Origin of the sequence: Aquimarina pacifica, assembly GCF_000520955.1 — a bacterium.
Classification (GTDB): domain Bacteria; phylum Bacteroidota; class Bacteroidia; order Flavobacteriales; family Flavobacteriaceae; genus Aquimarina; species Aquimarina pacifica.
On sequence record NZ_JACC01000052.1, the window covers coordinates 1 to 17269 of the forward strand.

The window sequence follows — 17269 nt, forward strand, 5'->3', positions numbered from 1 at the left end:
AATTGTAACGCTATTTCAGGACAAGACAGATTTTATAAGCAAAAACCCGCCAAGATTAATTCGACGGGTTTTTATTCAGGTATTTTGGGGCAATTTATTGGCGTATTCTAAATAATAGTATACGAGGTTTATTGTTTTTAGTTGTTTTCTTAGTATTGATCAAGTTTTATAATCCATCTATTGTGAATAGTTCCCATGCACCTGGATCACCAGATCGGTTACAAGTCATGGATTGTGTGCCGTTTTCAGAACTGATAAGTCTGCCGTTATTTCCTCTGAAAGCGTACTTGCCATTTTCTTCAATTAACGTAAATCTCTCCCATTCTAGGATTTCTGTTCTATCACAGATAATCGGGGCAGTTCCGTTCATAGAGGTTACGTATCTACCATTGTTTCCTTTTAAAGATACAGTGCCATCGTCATTGTAAATTAGCTCAAACTGCTCCCATTCTGCATCGTCAGTTCTATTACAGTTCATATCTTTTGTTCCGTTTTCAGAACTAACATATTTATTGTTGTTCCCTTTTATAGTAATCATTGTAGAACCGCCACCAGAAGGAGGAGTGATACCGCCCTCACCATGGTATGTAGAGATACCGTACATTCTTACTTCACAAGTTTCTGATTTATCGTCATTCCAGTTAAAATAATTTCCGGTTTTGAAATAATTGGTGTATCGGTCATTGTAACCATTAGATTTATAATCATAATGATATTCATATCCTGTATCTAGTCCTCTGTCTGAACATTCTACCGAAGTATATAGCTTTCCATTTTCTACTTTGATCTTAAGGGTAAATTTATCATACCCTACATAACCTAGGTCTTTCTTTACAATGTCGTCTGAAGTCCACTCTCCGCTACTAGGTTTTACGTAGTATTCTACTTTGATCTCTCCATTATCCCAAGCTACCTTTACTGTGGCTGGGTTATTGTCGTTGTATCCATGAATCTGTCCAACAAATGTTCTTTCGTTACCACCACAGGCAACCATTTCCATGGTAGATTCTAAGATATGCGTGTCACTGTCCATTACCCAGTTGTCTGATGTGGACTGATTACCTTGCCAGTATTCTCGTAACTCTGTACGGCAATATTTGCTGCCTCCTGTGCTTGATTGTCCAGAAGTTGTGTAGCCAGTGAATTTTGTTTTAAACGTATAGGATCCATCACTGTTTTTCCATACATAATCATCTTCTGAGCTAGTGAAGTTAGCATCTTCTAAATCTTCATAATAGATAGACGTAGCTTTTCCGGACCCATCACCTCTATCGAGGGGAACAGATAAATACCAGTTTTGCCAATTAAAACTTCCTGTTGCTACTTTTTGAGTGATATCGGCTTCTGCTGTTACTGATTCTTCAGGTATTGCATCTGTAAGATCATTAGTACAACTTATAAATGTATAGGTAAATAAAAGAGTAAATAGAATGCGTGTAATTAGAGTGAAAGTAATTTTTTTCATTTTCCGTAATCTTTTGGGGTTATGTTGCTAATTTATATAAAAAATGATTACTAAATTCAAAAATAATGAGCTATTGGTAATTTTTTACGTTATTTGTTGAATAAATCGTATTATGTTGTGTTGATGTATATTGCTGAATCCTTTATAAATAGCGACTTTAAGCATATTTACATTACGGTTAAACCATAATGTTAAAATTTTACATTTTAACGTATTTCATCTAATTTTTTAATGTTTTTGACGTTTTTTAGGGTAATTTTTACCGGTTTTTTTTGTTAAAAACGTCAGATTTACGAAAACGTTTGCGTAAAATGCTACTTTTTCTTGATTTTTAAGCTATAATCGATCTGTTGCTTTTTGAGGAATAGTACTTGTAATAATAGGTTTAGGTTCGGGATTTCGGGATTGATTTTATGAAATAAGGTGTTCAAAAAATGGTACTTTCTTTGTTTCTTATTTCGGGATAGTAAAGAATAGTAAATCGATTTTTTTAAACAATGAAGAGATATATTGCTATGTGGATCATAATTCTGTCAAAAAACTGAATTAAAGAAAGTGAAAAGAATTGGATCTGGTGGTATCTTTTATAAGAGTGTGTAGTTGTATTTCTTGCTTAAAAGCAAACAATAATATGTATAAGGAATGGTAATTATATAACTGCTCGGATCTCTTCTCATAAAAATATTTAATCAGAGTTGTGTGTTTTTCTTTTCTTAACGAAACTGATTACAATAGTATTTTTGCCTTAGAGTCCTTATTATAATGGGCTATGGGTTGTATTGAGTTAGTTTTGTAGGGTATAAATCAATTGGGTAAAAAGCTTATGTAATTAGATTTATAAGAGGAGGCCCCGTTAATTTATTTTAACGAGGCCTTCTTTTAAATTAAAAAATTATTTTACTTATTTCTCTCAGTACTAATTGTGGCTAGTAGTGACTTTATGTAAAATTACTGTTGATGAGGCTGTAGTGTTTCCATTATATCTAAAATAGTTACCCGTTTTGAAATAGTTATCATAGGTATACCCATTACCATCATAATCATAATACTCAACATAAGTACCATCATCACTTGTTGCTTCACAAATAACTCCTACAAATAATCTACCATCTTCGATTTTTACCTTAATAGTAAATTTATTGTTATCGATATTATCAGCAATAACTATTTTATTGATATTACCTGAGTTACTATTCCACTCTGTTCCTGAAGCAGGTTTTATATAATATTCTAATTCTAGATCACCATTATCCCATCTCAGTTTGATAGTTGCAGGAGAATTAGTGAGTGATCCAGTTTTAATACCATGAATTTGGCCAACATAGGTTTCTCCACTTCCTTCGCATTCGACTACAGTAAGGGTTGATTCCATAATATGAGTTCCTGTATTCATAGACCAGTTATAGTCTGTGTCTTGAAACTCTTCACCTTCCGTTCCTCTCCAGTATTCTCTAAATTCTGTTCTGCAATATCTAGAGCCATTTACTGGACCAAATCCAGAAGTTGTATATCCAGTGAATTTCGTGTACATAGTGTAGCTGCCATCTTCATTTTCATAGAAGTATTCTTCTTCTTCGGTGGTGAGATTTCCTGCTGCTAACTCATCAGGTTCTATAGAGGTGGCTTTGTCTGCACTTGTATTTTCCGAACTTTCTTCATTTTCAGGATCTCGGTCAATGGGTACGGATAGGTACCAGTTTTCCCATACAATAACACTTTCAGTTTCTCCTGTAGCACCAGTCTCACCCGTAGCACCAGTCTCACCCGTAGCACCTGTTTCTCCTGTAGCACCAGTCTCACCCGTAGCACCTGTTTCTCCTGTAGCACCCGTTTCTCCTGTAGCACCAGTCTCACCCGTTTCTCCAGTAGCACCAGTTGAGCCTGTTGTTCCTCCATTATCATCATCAGGTACATCACCATCATCAGAGCCGCCACAACTAATTACAAAAAGGGATAATAATACGATAAGTAGTTTAGTGTAGATTAAATTATTCAGGGGTTTTTTAGAATTCATCATGTATTGTTTTATGGTTTTTGGGACGACAAAAATAGTAAAAAAAATGATTACTTATTTTTTTTGAAGTACTAAATCGCAGAATATTAATCGTTTAAGTGCATTTTTTTCGGATAAAAGTATCTTTTGTTTAATAATAACAAGAATTTTACTAAAAATTTACTTAATTATTATATTTCTCTTTAATTTTTGCGAATTTGTTCTTTCGCATTTGCTAAAAATTGGGATGTATCCTAATGGTTAAATTGTAAATTTGCACAACTTAATATGGAATTAAAATGTTTTTTTCTTCTTTTAATAACGATAGATCAAAAAATGAGGAGATACTCCATCCAGTTTTAGAAAAAGCGGGAGTTTCTTTATCTATAAAAAGAGAAGATCAACTTCATGAATATGTGTCGGGGAATAAATTCAGAAAGCTAAAATATAATTTTATTGAAGCAAAAAGATTGGGGTATACTACCCTCCTCACTTTCGGAGGAGCCTATAGCAACCATATTGAAGCTACAGCTGCTGCTGGTAAAATAATGGGGTTTCAAACAATTGGGGTAATTCGTGGTGATGAATTGGCAAAAAACTTAGAAAATACTTTGTCAAATAACGAAACATTGTATCGTGCATCTGAAGCGGGTATGCAATTTGAATTTGTGTCAAGAGCGCACTACAGAGATAAAATGAATCCAGATTTTTTAGAGACATTAAGAACTGAGTTAGGGGCCTTTTATATCATTCCCGAAGGAGGGACAAATTTGTTAGCGGTTAAAGGGTGTGCAGAAATATTGAATCCAAAAGATAGTGATTTTGATGTCTTATGCTGTGCAGTAGGAACAGGAGGAACAATTGCAGGAATTATTAATAGTACTACTTCCAATCAAAAAGTTTTAGGTTTTCCAGCGCTGAAAGGGGATTTTTTAAGTGCAGAAATTAAGAAATACACTTCAAAAACTAATTGGCAGCTTAGTAATGAATATCATTTTGGGGGATATGGTAAAATAAATAAAGAAGGGATAGCGTTTATCAATACATTCTATGATCAACAACAGATTTTATTAGATCCTATATATACTGGTAAAATGATGTATGGAATTTTTGATATGATCGAAAAAGGGATGTTTTCAAAAAATACTCGTATTTTAGCCATTCATACCGGAGGAATACAGGGAATCGCAGGTATGAACAAAAAATTAAAGAAAAAGAAGCTGCCTCTTATTACAGCTGGATATTCGAAATGATAAAAAATATACTAATTATATGCAGTTTTGCATTTCTGGTTTCTTGCGGAGGAAATAAAAAAGTGATTACCAGTTCTTCTGGAAAACATCATACTGCACGAAAAACTGTTATTGCGTCTACACCGACGCCAAAGTCTACAAGTAAAGTTACTAAAGTAACACAAACTACTATTAAAACTACAAATGAGGATAAACCATTACTGGTTCTGTCTTATAGTGATAGGGTGCAACGGTATGTAAATGAGTTTTCTGAGATTGCAATGAGCGAAATGAAGACGTATGGCATTCCTGCTAGTATTACACTTGCTCAGGGGATTTTAGAATCCGGAGCCGGATATGGTGATTTAACTCAAAGGGCTAAAAATCATTTTGGAATTAAGTGCCACGATTGGACCGGTGATCGCGTATATCATGATGATGATCGCTCTCAAGAATGTTTTAGGAAGTATACAGATGCTAGTAAATCTTTCAGAGATCATTCTTTATTTTTGAAAAACAGAAAACGATATTCCAGATTATTTACATTTAGTCAAAAAGATTATAAATCTTGGGCAAGGGGGCTAAGAGAAGCAGGATACGCTACAGATAAAAAATATCCTCAAAAATTAATTGCAATCATAGAAAAATATGGGTTGTCCTCTTATGATTATGAGGTATTGGGCCAAAAAACCAAAAAAACAGTAACAAAAGGAGGTGCTACTCGTGTAGTTGGGGCAAAACCTTTGAACACAAAAGGGCATGTAGTTGCCAAAGGAGATACATTGTATTCAATCTCAAAGAAATATAAAATTTCTGTTGAAGAACTAAAGATGTTTAATAACCTGTTAGATAACACCATTACAGTAGGGCAAGTATTAAAAACCACCGCTACTGCTGACGAAGAAGAAGATTTTAACTAACTATGATCTATAAAAGAAGTAGTGCATTATTCGCTGAAGCACAAAAAGTTATTCCTGGAGGAGTTAATTCGCCAGTTCGAGCGTTCAAAGCTGTAGGAGGGGATCCTATTTTTGTTACAGAGGCTAAAGGCGCATATTTATATGACGAAGATGGGAACAAACTCATAGACTATATCAATTCTTGGGGCCCCATGATTTTAGGACATGCGCATCCCCCTGTAGTCAATGCGGTTATTGACAAAGCAAAAAGAGGAACTAGCTTTGGTATGCCTACTGAAATAGAAACCGAGATAGCAGCGCTTGCTGTAGCTATGGTACCAAATATAGATAAAATACGGTTTGTAAATTCGGGTACCGAAGCATGTATGAGTGCCGTTCGATTGGCTAGAGGATACACCGGAAGAGATAAAATTATCAAGTTTGCGGGATGTTATCATGGACATAGCGATTCTTTTTTAATACAAGCAGGTAGTGGTGCTGTAACTTTTGGGAGCCCGAACAGTCCTGGAGTAACCAAAGGAACTGCTCAAGATACACTGTTAGCCCGATATAATGATTTATCAAATGTAGAAAGTATTATCACTTCGAATCCAGAAGAAATAGCCTGTATTATTATTGAGCCCGTTGCAGGGAATATGGGGTGTATTCCTCCTAAAAAAGGATTTCTTGAAGGACTTAGGACATTGTGTGATACACATAATATACTTCTTATTTTTGATGAAGTAATGACTGGTTTTAGACTAGCTAAAGGAGGAGTTCAAGAATTATTCGGCGTAGACGCAGATATTGTTACTTTTGGTAAGGTAATAGGAGGAGGACTTCCTGTTGGAGCTTTTGCCGCAAGGTCAGAAATTATGAATCACTTGGCTCCCTTAGGACCCGTATATCAAGCAGGTACCTTAAGTGGTAATCCGTTAGCCATGGCAGCGGGATTGGCAATGCTTACAGAATTAAATGCAAACCCAAATATATTTACTAGTCTTGCAGATAAAACGGCATATTTACATAAAGGGATTGCCGAGGCATTAGACGCAAATAATATAGTATATACAATTAATAGAACGGGGTCTATGATTTCGGTTCATTTTGCTGAGGATCCAGTAGTAGATTTTGAATCTGCAGCGAAAGGTAATAATGATAGATTTAAAAAATTCTTTCACGGAATGTTAGATCAAGGAATATACATTGCACCAAGCGCATTCGAAACATGGTTTATAACAGAGGCCTTGACCTATAAAGATCTTGATGATACCATCACTGCTGTTGCAAAGGTTGCAAAAACACTGTAAAATGTTTTAATATGGTTGTTTGCTAAGAGCTTAACCATGCTCCCAATTCTTCAATAGAGCCATCTGGATACTTTACTTCGTATCGATCCTGAACATGGTCACTTTTTTGGATGTATGGATATTTTTGTAAATAAGCTGAACCACTGTAATCTGTGTAATCTTTGCGCACAGGGAGTATAGCAATTTGATCTATCGATTTTTGTGTGTTTGCATATCTGAGCTCCCATTTACATTCTTTAGAATCAATAGCCTCTTCTGTTGCTAAAAAAATAAATTTTCTATTTTCCTTAATACGTTTTTCTTTTTTCTCTTTAGAATCCTGAATATTAGTGTTGTATATAGAATGTTCTTCGTCAAGCCAATCAGCATAAATAAGAACACCAAAACCTTTTAAGAAATTGATGGCACTATCTAATTCTTCTAATTGGTTAGGTTGATGCGAAATCCATAAGGTAACTTTTAATAATTTAGTTTCTTGTTTAAAAAGTTGTAGACTCTCGGTGACTGGTTTGCGATATATTCTTGCAGCATTTCTAAACTGCAATAAGCCGTGTCTAGGTAATATATTCATGTGTGATATCTGTGATTTACTAAAATTAATAACGTAATAATTAGCGTTTTGGTACATTTTAAACAAACGTAAGTATTGCCTACTTGTAGTGATACATTGATGTTACACCATAATTCTAAGATAAAAATCATAGTATTTGAAGATAGTGTGAAATGTATTGAAATATTTTTTTAGAAGATTTATGGGGAAATTTACACTATAATCAGAAATCAAAAGCATTGTACTTTATTGAGAAAGCCATTGTGAGTTTTGATTCCCTGAAAATGACTTACCCCTTTTTTGATGTAAAATATACATCTATTTTCTAAAAAATTAAATAACATATATTATGGAAACAGCAAATCACACAAGTATTGTTGAAAAACCTGAAAAGGGTGAAGTTGGCAATTTTCAATTTAGAACTCCAGCGGCTATTGAGGATTTTAAAGATGATGTGTCTAAACAAGATCGTTTAAATCAATTATGGAGTAAAAACTTAAATGGATTCACTCAGCAAGGGATGTTGAGCAATCAATGGAATACGATCAATACACCAGAAACAACAAATTATTATAATCCCATTGAAAATAATCCCAAAAGTGTAACGGCTAATGTACGCTGGTCAGCATTTCCAGGGCGTTTGGCTTATAATTTTCCAACAGCTACGCAAGATCAGTTGAATGAAATGGCTGATACTGGGATTATGCCTTCAGAAATTTCTGATGACCCCTGCGGCCCTTCTGGTTCTAGTGTTCCATATTTCCCGTATGGTCCAAGAGGGTGGCAAGATGAATATTGTGAATGGGCTATTGCAAGAAATACATCTAATAAAATAACACGAATTGATTTTACCTGTGAAAATCCCGAATATTGGAATAGTTTATGGTTGATAGACCCTAATAAAGTTTTAGAATTATATCAATCAATTTTAGGGAAACCTCAGATAACATTAGAAGACTTGAGTCTTTCGGGGGCGGCAGATCCTGTAACGGGAGGCCCGATATATAATCCACTTAATAAATGGAATTTGGGGCCTGTATCAAATGATTCTTCGGGAGGGGCAATACATCTTACAAGCACGCCCAACACATTACAAACCGAAATAGGATTAGCGACGTCGGCAACTGTGCAGCGTAACAATCCATCAGGATCTACAGGAAATACTACATGGCCATCTAGTGAATACAACAGACTTTTGTGTGATGCCCAATATGGGCAAAAACATCGAAATAGTGATCCTAATATAGGAGGTACAGTAAATAGTTTTGTGACTGCAGGAAATGTGGTGACACTAGCAGATCCTCCAGGATTATATATTCAACTTCCTGATTTCTCAAATTATGAAACACCGGATGGTACCGATGCTTCTACTTTTTGGCATATCATACGGGGTTCTGAAACTTTACAAACTCAAGATGGAACTACACTACCAGGTAATTTTATTCTTCACGCTGTTTTTGAAGTTCCTGCCGATAAAAATTACACCATAAGTGATATCACAATTGGTGGTGTGCCGATTGACTGGGGATCTCAAATAGCATCGACATTCAAAATGCAAATTGTTGCCAGTGCATATCAAGGGACAACTCCCAAGGGATATGATGCTGTAGCGAATAGACCAGCAGCCAATACGTTTGCACAACCTGAACAATTGTTCTATGAGGATTATTTTACAGCAATGTATAATCAAATGATTCCTAATCCAGTACAGAATCCAATACCCTTGCTTAGTAATAGTACGTTTATTCCTGCTTCAGTTAATGTAGGAACTAGTGCAGCGACAATGGTGATCACTTGTGCTACATGTACTGCAGTAGCAGGAGATCCAACAACGTATCCATCCGTCACATTTGATGATCCAGAAATCACAGCTACAGTTACTGATGTTAAAGAAGATATTTATTATGCAGTGCCGGGCAATAGTTCACCAAGTAATAGTACAGCATTATACATCAAAGTACAAGTTGGGGTAAGGGCATCTCTGGGACCACACGGTTTGTTTATTACAAATGTTGGTCAGGAAAAAGGAGCAGCAATGCCAGCACTATTAAATGTGACGCCTATAACGATAAAAGCAAATGTCAAATGGCAAAAAACCGGTATGAATATAGATGGAAATGCATATGTCAAAATCAACTATGAGAGTGGATTATGGACGGCAAACCCCAATGATAATGATGGTGTTTTATATAACGCATTCGGAAACCCTACACTCATACCTGCCAAAACAGGATATACACTACCCGGAGAAAACGAAGGTGCATTAATAGGTAGGGTAGGAGAAACAGTTTTTTTAATAGGTATGGGAGCTCCAGTTCCTGCAAATTTACAAGGAGAATTAGAATTGTGTATTAACGATGACTTGAACGGAATTTACGGTGCAGGTTTTTCTGATAATGAAGGAAGTATTGTTGTAAGTATTACAACTACCTAGATAGTACATATGTTTTTGTGGGTATAGTATTCGATAATACTGTACCCATAAAATCCTGAACCTGCTTTATGTATTAGAACTTCGTTATGAGGCTTTTACAAGACATAAATATGATATTTTCTAAGTTTTAGCATAGCACCATATTGGTTTAAGAATGTAGCGAAGCGATTTATATCGAAATAGTTGCAAGCCGCAATAGGTTTTCTAAGGCATAAAACTGGCAAAAGAGATTTAAAAAATATATAACACAACATAGAAGTTATGAGAGATTCAGTAGCAAAAGTATTTTGGTGGGGCGTGCCTATAATTTTTTTGATAGTTACCTGCGTTAAGAAAAAGGAAGAGGAGAATAAGTTTTTAGAGACGACCACAGTAAATACCTGTGATTGTTATTCGACAAGTTCTCTCTTTAATGTTCCTATTACTTTTAATGATAAGGTTCCTGGTGATTTGGCTGCTTTTAATGAGCAATCACAAGCCGATTGTTTTGCATGGCAAGAATTTATTTCTTTGAATTGGCCAGTAGATTCTGTTACTAGTTTTGGTACTCCCGGAGATAAATCTTTTGTGCAGTGGGAAACGTATATGCCCAAAGATGTGCTTTTTCAACCTGATGGAGCAGCGCCTCCACCATGGGGGACATTAGTTTCTGATCAATACGCAGAGAAGTTTAAAAGTCAGAAACTACTTTTAAATAAGTCGAATACAAAACTATTAACGTTTGGGAGTAAATTTGGGAATGATACGATACAAGATTTAGATTTTGAGCAGGCAGCACCCTTTGGTCAACCTAATTGGTTAGGAGCCCAAAACGCAACAAATGTATGGTACGAAATTTTACTTAATAAAGACTATTACGATTTTATTACTAGTAAGGGATATTACAATGCAGCGGTACAACATGATTCTATTAATGCGGGACACCCAATTAATTTTCCTAAGGGAGTGTATAATGGAAGTACTGGGGCAATAGAATTAAAGGCAGCATGGATGGAGGTACCTGATCCAACAGTCAAAAAGTGGAATCGATATAAGCTTTCTGAAGCTATGGTCTTAGATCCTCACAGCGATACATTAAGAACAACGACAGTGGCTTTGGTCGGACTACATATATTACATAAAACAACCAATCAGCCTACTTGGGTTTGGGCAACTTTTGAACAAATAGACAATGTGCCTGGTAGTGGTACACCACCAGCTGGTTATAATTTTTATAATAGTCAATGCAAACCGCAGGAAGTAAAGGTAACTCCGGGAGATTCTATAGTAACCGTTTCGTGTACACCAAATACTGCACCGCCATACTATCTTAAAAACGCAAACCCGGTTCCTATTCAGATTACAAGGGTGAATGCAATTGATACGATTGATGCAAAGCCTATTAACATCAAAATGCAAAATAGTATTAAGAAATTCTACCCTAATTCAGTTTTTCAATACTATCAATTGGTCGATGTAATTTGGTCACAAAGTATACAACCGGATCCTAAAACACCCGAAGAAGCTCCTCGTAAGATTAATACAGCATCAATGCTAAGCGGTGCTTCTATTGTTGCCAATACTACTTTAGAGAGTTACGTACAAAATACGAATACCTGCTATAGTTGTCATGTGTTTAGCCATATTGCGCCCTACCCACCGGATAGTGTACACAACAATATTTTTGGAGACTTCAGCTTTGCTATAAAATTCGCAACCTATAGTGAGTCGGATCTTGCAGCAGCAAAAGAGTACAGTAAAGAATTATACAAACAAAATAATAAGTAGGATAATTATTAGGTTTATTAGAAGTGTGTTTTGGTACTAGCCGTACCAGTGTGTCAAGAAGTTGATACAAACAAAAAACGGAGTGTATGGGAGCACTCCGTTTTATTTGTCAATCATTTTTTTACTATAATCAATAGTTAGAACTACTTTTAGAACCTGATTTTATTTATGAAAAAGCTGTTCAAAAGGTAACTTTTCTATATTTTCCATAGTGTTTGGTGTGTATAAGAAAACTTCTATTTTTCTTTTGTTTTTTCTCTGAAAGTACTCGAATCTAATAGGGTGATATCCTTTCTCTAGATACATCACTCCTGATATTTTTTTCTTTGCAGAATGAATGCCGTCATTGTCTAAGAACAGGGAATCACCGAGATACATTTTTATGCCATCACCAGATCCTAAGAAAAAGTAGTGGTATCCAGTTGTTTTGGCTTCAAAATAACCGTTGTATAGGCAGCCAAAGTTTTCTTTTTTAGGTAATTCTTTTAAATCAAATGATGAGGATGCAATGCTTTTTTTCAGTGGTTCAAGTGATGAGAAATCAGGTACTACATCCCATACACCTTCATAATAATTCTGTTGAAGTCCTTGTTGTAGTTTTTTGACTTTTTTTGCAGGTAAAGCTTTTTGTGGTTGAGAAAGTTTTATATCTATGGTTTTGGACTTTGGCGCATTTTTACGTTTAGAAACTTTACTAAATTTAACGGTCCCTGGTTGTGAAATTAGGAGAGAGTCTTTGTACATAGGATCGGATACCGTAGGTTCTTTGCCATTTAAGGTGTAATGTATTCCTGATGAGTTTTCAAATATTCGTAGTTGCACAGGCTTCCCTTCTACCATATGTACATGCATAGGATGAATATCAAAGTCATTACTTGCATACTCTTTTTCTACAAAACGAATCCCATCATAATAGGCTTTATATGTTATGCTTTTATGAGATTCATTTTGATACACTTCAATTTTCCAATCCATATCGTCGGGAGCCAAGGTTTCTAACACCTGTTTCATTTTAGAAATCCCCATTTGTTCCATTCCGGCACCTTCGCGTCCAGATATAAACAATACTTGGCTCATTCCTTTTAATTTAGGGAGGTTTGTTTTTGCTAATTTTAAAATATACCCTTTGTCCCACCAAAAACTAGGATCAGAAGATATATATCCATCAAAAAGTGTGGGTTTTGTTAATAAAGTATACATTGAGAGGAGTCCTCCAAAAGAATGTCCCGTAAGGATATGCGTATTGTTTTGTCCGTATTTGCTTATGATATATGGTTTTACTTCTTCTTCTAAATAACTAAGGAATTGGTCGGCTTTTCCAGAGGTAGGGCGTATTTCATTATAGGTAGGTAGAAAATCACGGTTTCTATCAACATTGATAATACCGACTAAAATATAGTCAGGAGTCATTTTAGCTTTGGTAAGAAAGTCCAGAGTTGCTTTGGTATGTGAAATTCGCTTTTTTCCATCCAAAAGATAAAATACTGAATACTTTTTTTTATTAGGCTCAAAGTCCTTTGGTAATAGAATTTGAAGTTTTCGAGATTCGTTAAGAATTTCGGATTTCATCTCGATAATTTCGCCAATAATTTGTTCTTGTGCTTGTAATGATATTTGCGATAGAGAAAAGATTAAACAAAAAAGCACCTTGTATTTTAATAGATTCATTTGATTGATTTGTTAATTTTTATTTTAATGGTTTGGTATTGCCAGCTACTAAGTAAGACAAAAGATATTCTACTTTGTTACAGTATCTGGGAGGTGTTTTTACTACTTTTTTCTAGAAATTTTAAAAGACTAAAATTGTAAGATATTTAGTGAGAGAAAGACTATATTAGTTAAGTAAGTTAGAATATTGAAAAACAAAATAATTATATGATGGTTTGTATGGGTTTTAATCAGTTTAGAGCATTGAGTGTTTCGAAAAGAGTAGTTCGTCTAAGTCTAATATTACTTTTTTTTGGATCGCACTATAATGTCAATGCTCAAAAACTTATTCAATTAGACAAAGATGAGATTGCAAAAGTAAAAAAGAAGTTAAAAGATGGTAGCGCATCTCAAGAAACCCAGAAGGCTTATAGGAGTTTGATATCTACAGCTGATCGTTTGTTAGAAATAGACAATCCTACTGTAATTAATAAAACCATAAATCCGCCAACAAATGACAAGCATGATTATTTGAGTATAAGTAGGTATTGGTGGCCTAACCCTAACACAGAGGACGGAAAGCCTTGGATACGCAAAGATGGAGAGACTAATCCTGATACGCAGGAGGATGCTGTCGATCGAAAGAGATTAGGGAAAATGTGCAAAGCAGTAAGAGATTTGAGTAGAGCATATTATTTTTCTGAAAGCGAATACTATGCAAAGAAAGGTGCCAGCATGATTAGAACCTGGTTTTTGGATACAGAGACACGTATGAATCCGAATCTAGAATTTGGGCAGAGTGTACCAGGTATAGATAAAGGACGTAGATCAGGAATTCTTGATGGTAGAATGATTCCGTCATATGTTTTGGATGCTATTACTTTGTTTTCGGGGTCACAACATTGGACCAAAAAAGATAATGATGCTATGAATTTGTGGTTAAATGAATATTTAGTTTGGCTAACCCAAAGCGATTTGGGTAAGAAGGGTGCTAAACAAGAAAATAATCATGGGTCATGGTATATTTTTCAGGTTACGGCTTTGGCATGGTATACAGATCAGAAACCACTTATTACCAAAATGGTCGAATTGATCAAAGAGAATTTTGATCATCAATTTGATGATAAAGGAAGACAATTGCATGAGCTAAAAAGAACAAGATCCTTTTTCTATAGTTGTTTTAATCTCGATGCATTAACACAAGCGATGGCTATTGCTGATAAAGCAGGTATTGATATTTGGCAATATACCTCAGAAGGGGGTAAAAGTCTAAAATTAGCAATAGACTATTTGGTGCCAGTGACCAAAGGAGTACAATGGGAACATCCTACCAAAGGAGTTGATGTATCTTATTTAGTACCAATATTAGAACGAGTTTCTTCAAAAATCAGGGATAAAGAGTATAAGAAGATTGTAAAATCAGTGCTAACAGAAATTCAAGGTAATGAGAAACCAACAAAGAATGAACGTACACTTTTTAAAGAATTTTCGTTGCTTAAGAGAAGTACTTTTTAATGAAGATTGAGAGTTCTTTATCTCATTAATTCTAGCGTAGTGTTATATAAGGGAGTGCCTTCAACTTTGGATTTTATCCAAGCATAAAAGCTCATCTCAAAAATATCTTCCTCTGGCTTTACTGATTCATTTGTTGCATGAGAATTCTTTAAGGACTTTTTAATGCTATCTGTAAATTCTGTAGAATGAACTATTTTTGGATTATTGTAATAGGTAACGACTAATTTTAGGAACTCTAAGGTTCTGGTTTCGTTATTTTTCTTTAAATAAGGAGTGTGTTTTTTTCTAAAACTAGTTACTCTTGAGTCGACTAAATCCAGATGATCAAGCTCAATATGTAATAAAATTTCAATAAGGTTTTTTTTGATTACCCAAACGATTCCTGCTTTTTGTGTGTACCATTGGTCACTGTGGTATAAATCATTGATTATGTTTAGTGCAGCTTTAAAGTACTGCTGTTGAAAATAGTAAACAAGTAAACTTAGTTTTAGATCAAGAAGGTATGAAGTATGCTCGCTATATTTTTTGTAATCAAAAGTTTCTAACAGGTTAATGGCAGATTTTGCTTGTCCCGTATAGTTAAGGTTAAAGGCTAAGAGGAGCGTATACTGCGCAAAAAAGCGTTTGAAATACCTGTTTTTTTGCGCTTTCATTTGCACCAACATTAACGAAAGATACTGTTGAGAAGTATTAAAATCTCTATTTCTAAAATAAGAGTTAGCTACAAAATATAGGATCTGAATATGATAAAACAAATGTTTTGATATGGTTTTATCATGAGCGTCAATTTTTCTATAAGTACCCTCTATAAAAGGAAGGATAGCATTGTAATTTCTCATTAATTGGGCTGTTTTGGTAGAGATTTCTAAGATTCTAAATAGGGATCTAAAGGAAAGGTCCTCTGCTTTTAGGATATTATATTTTGATAAGGAATTTTCTATGATGGGAAGAATTTCTGTTTCTTGTTGCAAAAGTTCATTTTGTATGGTGGCATAAAAAAGATTGAGATTTTCTTCCTGTTGTAGGGCTTTTTTGTTTTTTTCGAATGTCTTAAGTAACACCTTTAATGAGATTGATGTGTTGAGATGTGCATATTGAATTTGTGTGTAATAAATTTCATGAAGAATACTGAAAAGAGAATAATCTATTGCTTTTTTTTCTGCTTTACGAATTGTTTTAAAAGCAATTTTGTACTGTTTTTGTTCGAAGAATATTCTACTTGCAATAAGTAGTTTTAGGATGTCGAATTCTTCGGATGTTTCACCTTCAAAACTTTTGGAAGCAATGAAATCTATAAGAGTATCATGCAATCTTTTGCATAAGGCGTGGTAGGCACCTTTAGATTTTTTTCCATAAATCAAAATATCAGGATTTTTGATAGGAGTATAGGTGTCCAAAAGTTTGAATAATTGAATGTTTTTGGTGTCATTTCTTTTATTCTTCTTCTTCAAGAAAACAACAAAACTTCGTTTCTCTTCATTAGATAAGGTATGTATTATTGAAGAAATCGTATTCATTATATCGTAAGTATTTTTGATATAAAATCATATAAATATAGAGTAAATATAATTATATGGTTAAAAAATATCATAAGTTTTATTAAAAACTAGAATTTGTACTCAAAAAGAATAGGAGCAAATTTGTACCGTTCGAAAGAGCAATTGAATTTTTATTTAATCATCAAAATCCAATAATATGAATTACAAGTTTAGCAATGATGTATCCGAGGATACAGTTATAGAAAAAAAAGAAAAGAGGGCAAGCAAAGTTTATGATCAAAAACCAACACCAGCTTTTATATCAGCGTCTTGGTCAGCATTATGTATTGGGATGACCTCATATTGCATAGGGTTATGGAATGCCTCTATGCTGCTTAATGAGAAAGGCTATTATTTTACGATTCTTCTCTTTGGCCTGTTTTCTGCCGTATCGGTACAAAAAAGTGTGAGAGATAGATTAGAAGGAATCCCTGTTACGGATATTTATTATAGCATTAGTTGGTTTACTACTATTACTTCTATTGTATTACTCATTGTAGGGTTATGGAATGCAGATTTAGAGTTAAGTGAGAAAGGGTTTTACGGAATGTCTTTTACACTTAGTTTATTTGCTGCGATTGCGGTGCAAAAAAATACAAGAGACAAAAAGTATATAGACGAAATGAGTATGTAGTCAAAAAGTGTATAATCAAAAGAAGAAGCTGATTAAAAAGGCTTCTTGTTTTGATGATTAGAGAGGCAGTTGCATTATTGTGACTGCCTTTATAGCTACTTATTAAGGGTATGAAATATGATGAAATAGTTTTGAGGAGTAAATCACTATATCTTTGAACCATAATAAAACCCTATATAAATAATAAATAACTAAAATCTAAAAGATATGAGACTTTTTAAAATCAGATTACAGGTAATAATGAGTTTTTTAGCAACACTGCCAAGTGCTTCTAGTAATGCCATT

General features: G+C 34.5%; 12 protein-coding genes. 7 read left to right on the plus strand and 5 right to left on the minus strand.

What is annotated here, in order from left to right:
- Nucleotides 1-166: 166 nt before the first annotated feature.
- Both DZ60_RS24495 and DZ60_RS24500 read right to left on the minus strand, forming a co-directional pair.
- Nucleotides 167-1465 (minus strand): polysaccharide lyase family 7 protein, encoded by a 1299-nt coding sequence (locus DZ60_RS24495; RefSeq protein ID WP_025743780.1) that lies wholly within the window; start codon nt 1463-1465, stop codon nt 167-169.
- A 916-nt stretch (nt 1466-2381) separates the two neighbouring features.
- Complete coding sequence (locus DZ60_RS24500) at nt 2382-3482, minus strand: polysaccharide lyase family 7 protein (protein ID WP_152537479.1); 1101 nt, start codon at nt 3480-3482, stop codon at nt 2382-2384.
- Between the two features lie 275 nt (nt 3483-3757).
- Between DZ60_RS24500 and DZ60_RS0119920 the strand changes: the two genes are divergently transcribed.
- The 3 genes from DZ60_RS0119920 to hemL are packed head-to-tail and all read left to right on the plus strand — an operon-like array spanning nt 3758 to nt 6899.
- Nucleotides 3758-4711, plus strand: a complete 954-nt coding sequence (locus DZ60_RS0119920) for a 1-aminocyclopropane-1-carboxylate deaminase/D-cysteine desulfhydrase (RefSeq protein WP_025743782.1) — start codon at nt 3758-3760, stop codon at nt 4709-4711.
- A complete protein-coding gene (locus DZ60_RS0119925; RefSeq protein ID WP_025743783.1) occupies nt 4708-5610 on the plus strand; it encodes a glucosaminidase domain-containing protein in 903 nt (300 codons plus the stop codon). The genes DZ60_RS0119920 and DZ60_RS0119925 overlap by 4 nt, the downstream gene beginning before the upstream one ends.
- A gap of 2 nt (nt 5611-5612) precedes the next feature.
- Nucleotides 5613-6899: a glutamate-1-semialdehyde 2,1-aminomutase gene (gene hemL, locus DZ60_RS0119930; RefSeq protein WP_025743784.1), complete on the plus strand. Its 1287-nt coding sequence runs from the start codon at nt 5613-5615 to the stop codon at nt 6897-6899.
- A gap of 22 nt (nt 6900-6921) precedes the next feature.
- Here hemL and DZ60_RS24505 read toward each other — a convergent pair whose 3' ends face one another.
- Nucleotides 6922-7470, minus strand: coding sequence for a TIR domain-containing protein (locus tag DZ60_RS24505; protein WP_025743785.1), 549 nt, complete (start codon nt 7468-7470; stop codon nt 6922-6924).
- Nucleotides 7471-7798: 328 nt separating this feature from the next.
- Here DZ60_RS24505 and DZ60_RS23525 point away from each other — a divergent pair, with 328 nt between their 5' ends.
- Together DZ60_RS23525 and DZ60_RS23530 are read left to right on the plus strand one after the other, a co-directional pair.
- Nucleotides 7799-9883 carry a hypothetical protein gene (locus tag DZ60_RS23525; RefSeq protein ID WP_025743786.1) on the plus strand — a complete coding sequence of 695 codons (2085 nt, stop codon included), beginning with the start codon at nt 7799-7801 and terminating at the stop codon, nt 9881-9883.
- Nucleotides 9884-10144: 261 nt separating this feature from the next.
- Complete coding sequence (locus tag DZ60_RS23530; RefSeq protein WP_025743787.1) at nt 10145-11650, plus strand: hypothetical protein; 1506 nt, start codon at nt 10145-10147, stop codon at nt 11648-11650.
- 162 nt (nt 11651-11812) lie between these two features.
- Here DZ60_RS23530 and DZ60_RS24510 read toward each other — a convergent pair whose 3' ends face one another.
- Nucleotides 11813-13318 (minus strand): alpha/beta hydrolase-fold protein, encoded by a 1506-nt coding sequence (locus DZ60_RS24510; RefSeq protein WP_025743788.1) that lies wholly within the window; start codon nt 13316-13318, stop codon nt 11813-11815.
- A 207-nt stretch (nt 13319-13525) separates the two neighbouring features.
- Between DZ60_RS24510 and DZ60_RS0119955 the strand changes: the two genes are divergently transcribed.
- A complete protein-coding gene (locus DZ60_RS0119955) occupies nt 13526-14812 on the plus strand; it encodes an alginate lyase family protein (protein WP_152537480.1) in 1287 nt (428 codons plus the stop codon).
- A gap of 17 nt (nt 14813-14829) precedes the next feature.
- On the opposite strand, the gene DZ60_RS0119960 is transcribed toward DZ60_RS0119955, so the two are convergent.
- The gene (locus tag DZ60_RS0119960) at nt 14830-16329 is read right to left on the minus strand and encodes a hypothetical protein (protein WP_025743790.1); all 1500 of its coding nucleotides are present in this window, start codon (nt 16327-16329) and stop codon (nt 14830-14832) included.
- Nucleotides 16330-16507: 178 nt separating this feature from the next.
- Here DZ60_RS0119960 and yiaA point away from each other — a divergent pair, with 178 nt between their 5' ends.
- Complete coding sequence (yiaA, locus tag DZ60_RS0119965) at nt 16508-16984, plus strand: inner membrane protein YiaA (protein ID WP_025743791.1); 477 nt, start codon at nt 16508-16510, stop codon at nt 16982-16984.
- The last annotated feature ends 285 nt before the right edge of the window (nt 16985-17269 follow it).

What these genes read in the sequence shown, in the direction of transcription:
- DZ60_RS24495 (WP_025743780.1), bottom strand. Translation starts at nt 1,465, where the DNA reads ATGAAAAAAATTACTTTCACTCTAATTACACGCATTCTATTTACTCTT.
- DZ60_RS0119960 (WP_025743790.1), bottom strand. Translation starts at nt 16,329, where the DNA reads ATGAATACGATTTCTTCAATAATACATACCTTATCTAATGAAGAGAAA.
- DZ60_RS24500 (WP_152537479.1), bottom strand. Translation starts at nt 3,482, where the DNA reads ATGATGAATTCTAAAAAACCCCTGAATAATTTAATCTACACTAAACTA.
- DZ60_RS0119955 (WP_152537480.1), top strand. Translation starts at nt 13,526, where the DNA reads ATGATGGTTTGTATGGGTTTTAATCAGTTTAGAGCATTGAGTGTTTCG.
- hemL (WP_025743784.1), top strand. Translation starts at nt 5,613, where the DNA reads ATGATCTATAAAAGAAGTAGTGCATTATTCGCTGAAGCACAAAAAGTT.
- DZ60_RS23525 (WP_025743786.1), top strand. Translation starts at nt 7,799, where the DNA reads ATGGAAACAGCAAATCACACAAGTATTGTTGAAAAACCTGAAAAGGGT.
- DZ60_RS23530 (WP_025743787.1), top strand. Translation starts at nt 10,145, where the DNA reads ATGAGAGATTCAGTAGCAAAAGTATTTTGGTGGGGCGTGCCTATAATT.
- DZ60_RS24505 (WP_025743785.1), bottom strand. Translation starts at nt 7,470, where the DNA reads ATGAATATATTACCTAGACACGGCTTATTGCAGTTTAGAAATGCTGCA.
- yiaA (WP_025743791.1), top strand. Translation starts at nt 16,508, where the DNA reads ATGAATTACAAGTTTAGCAATGATGTATCCGAGGATACAGTTATAGAA.
- DZ60_RS0119920 (WP_025743782.1), top strand. Translation starts at nt 3,758, where the DNA reads ATGTTTTTTTCTTCTTTTAATAACGATAGATCAAAAAATGAGGAGATA.
- DZ60_RS0119925 (WP_025743783.1), top strand. Translation starts at nt 4,708, where the DNA reads ATGATAAAAAATATACTAATTATATGCAGTTTTGCATTTCTGGTTTCT.
- DZ60_RS24510 (WP_025743788.1), bottom strand. Translation starts at nt 13,318, where the DNA reads ATGAATCTATTAAAATACAAGGTGCTTTTTTGTTTAATCTTTTCTCTA.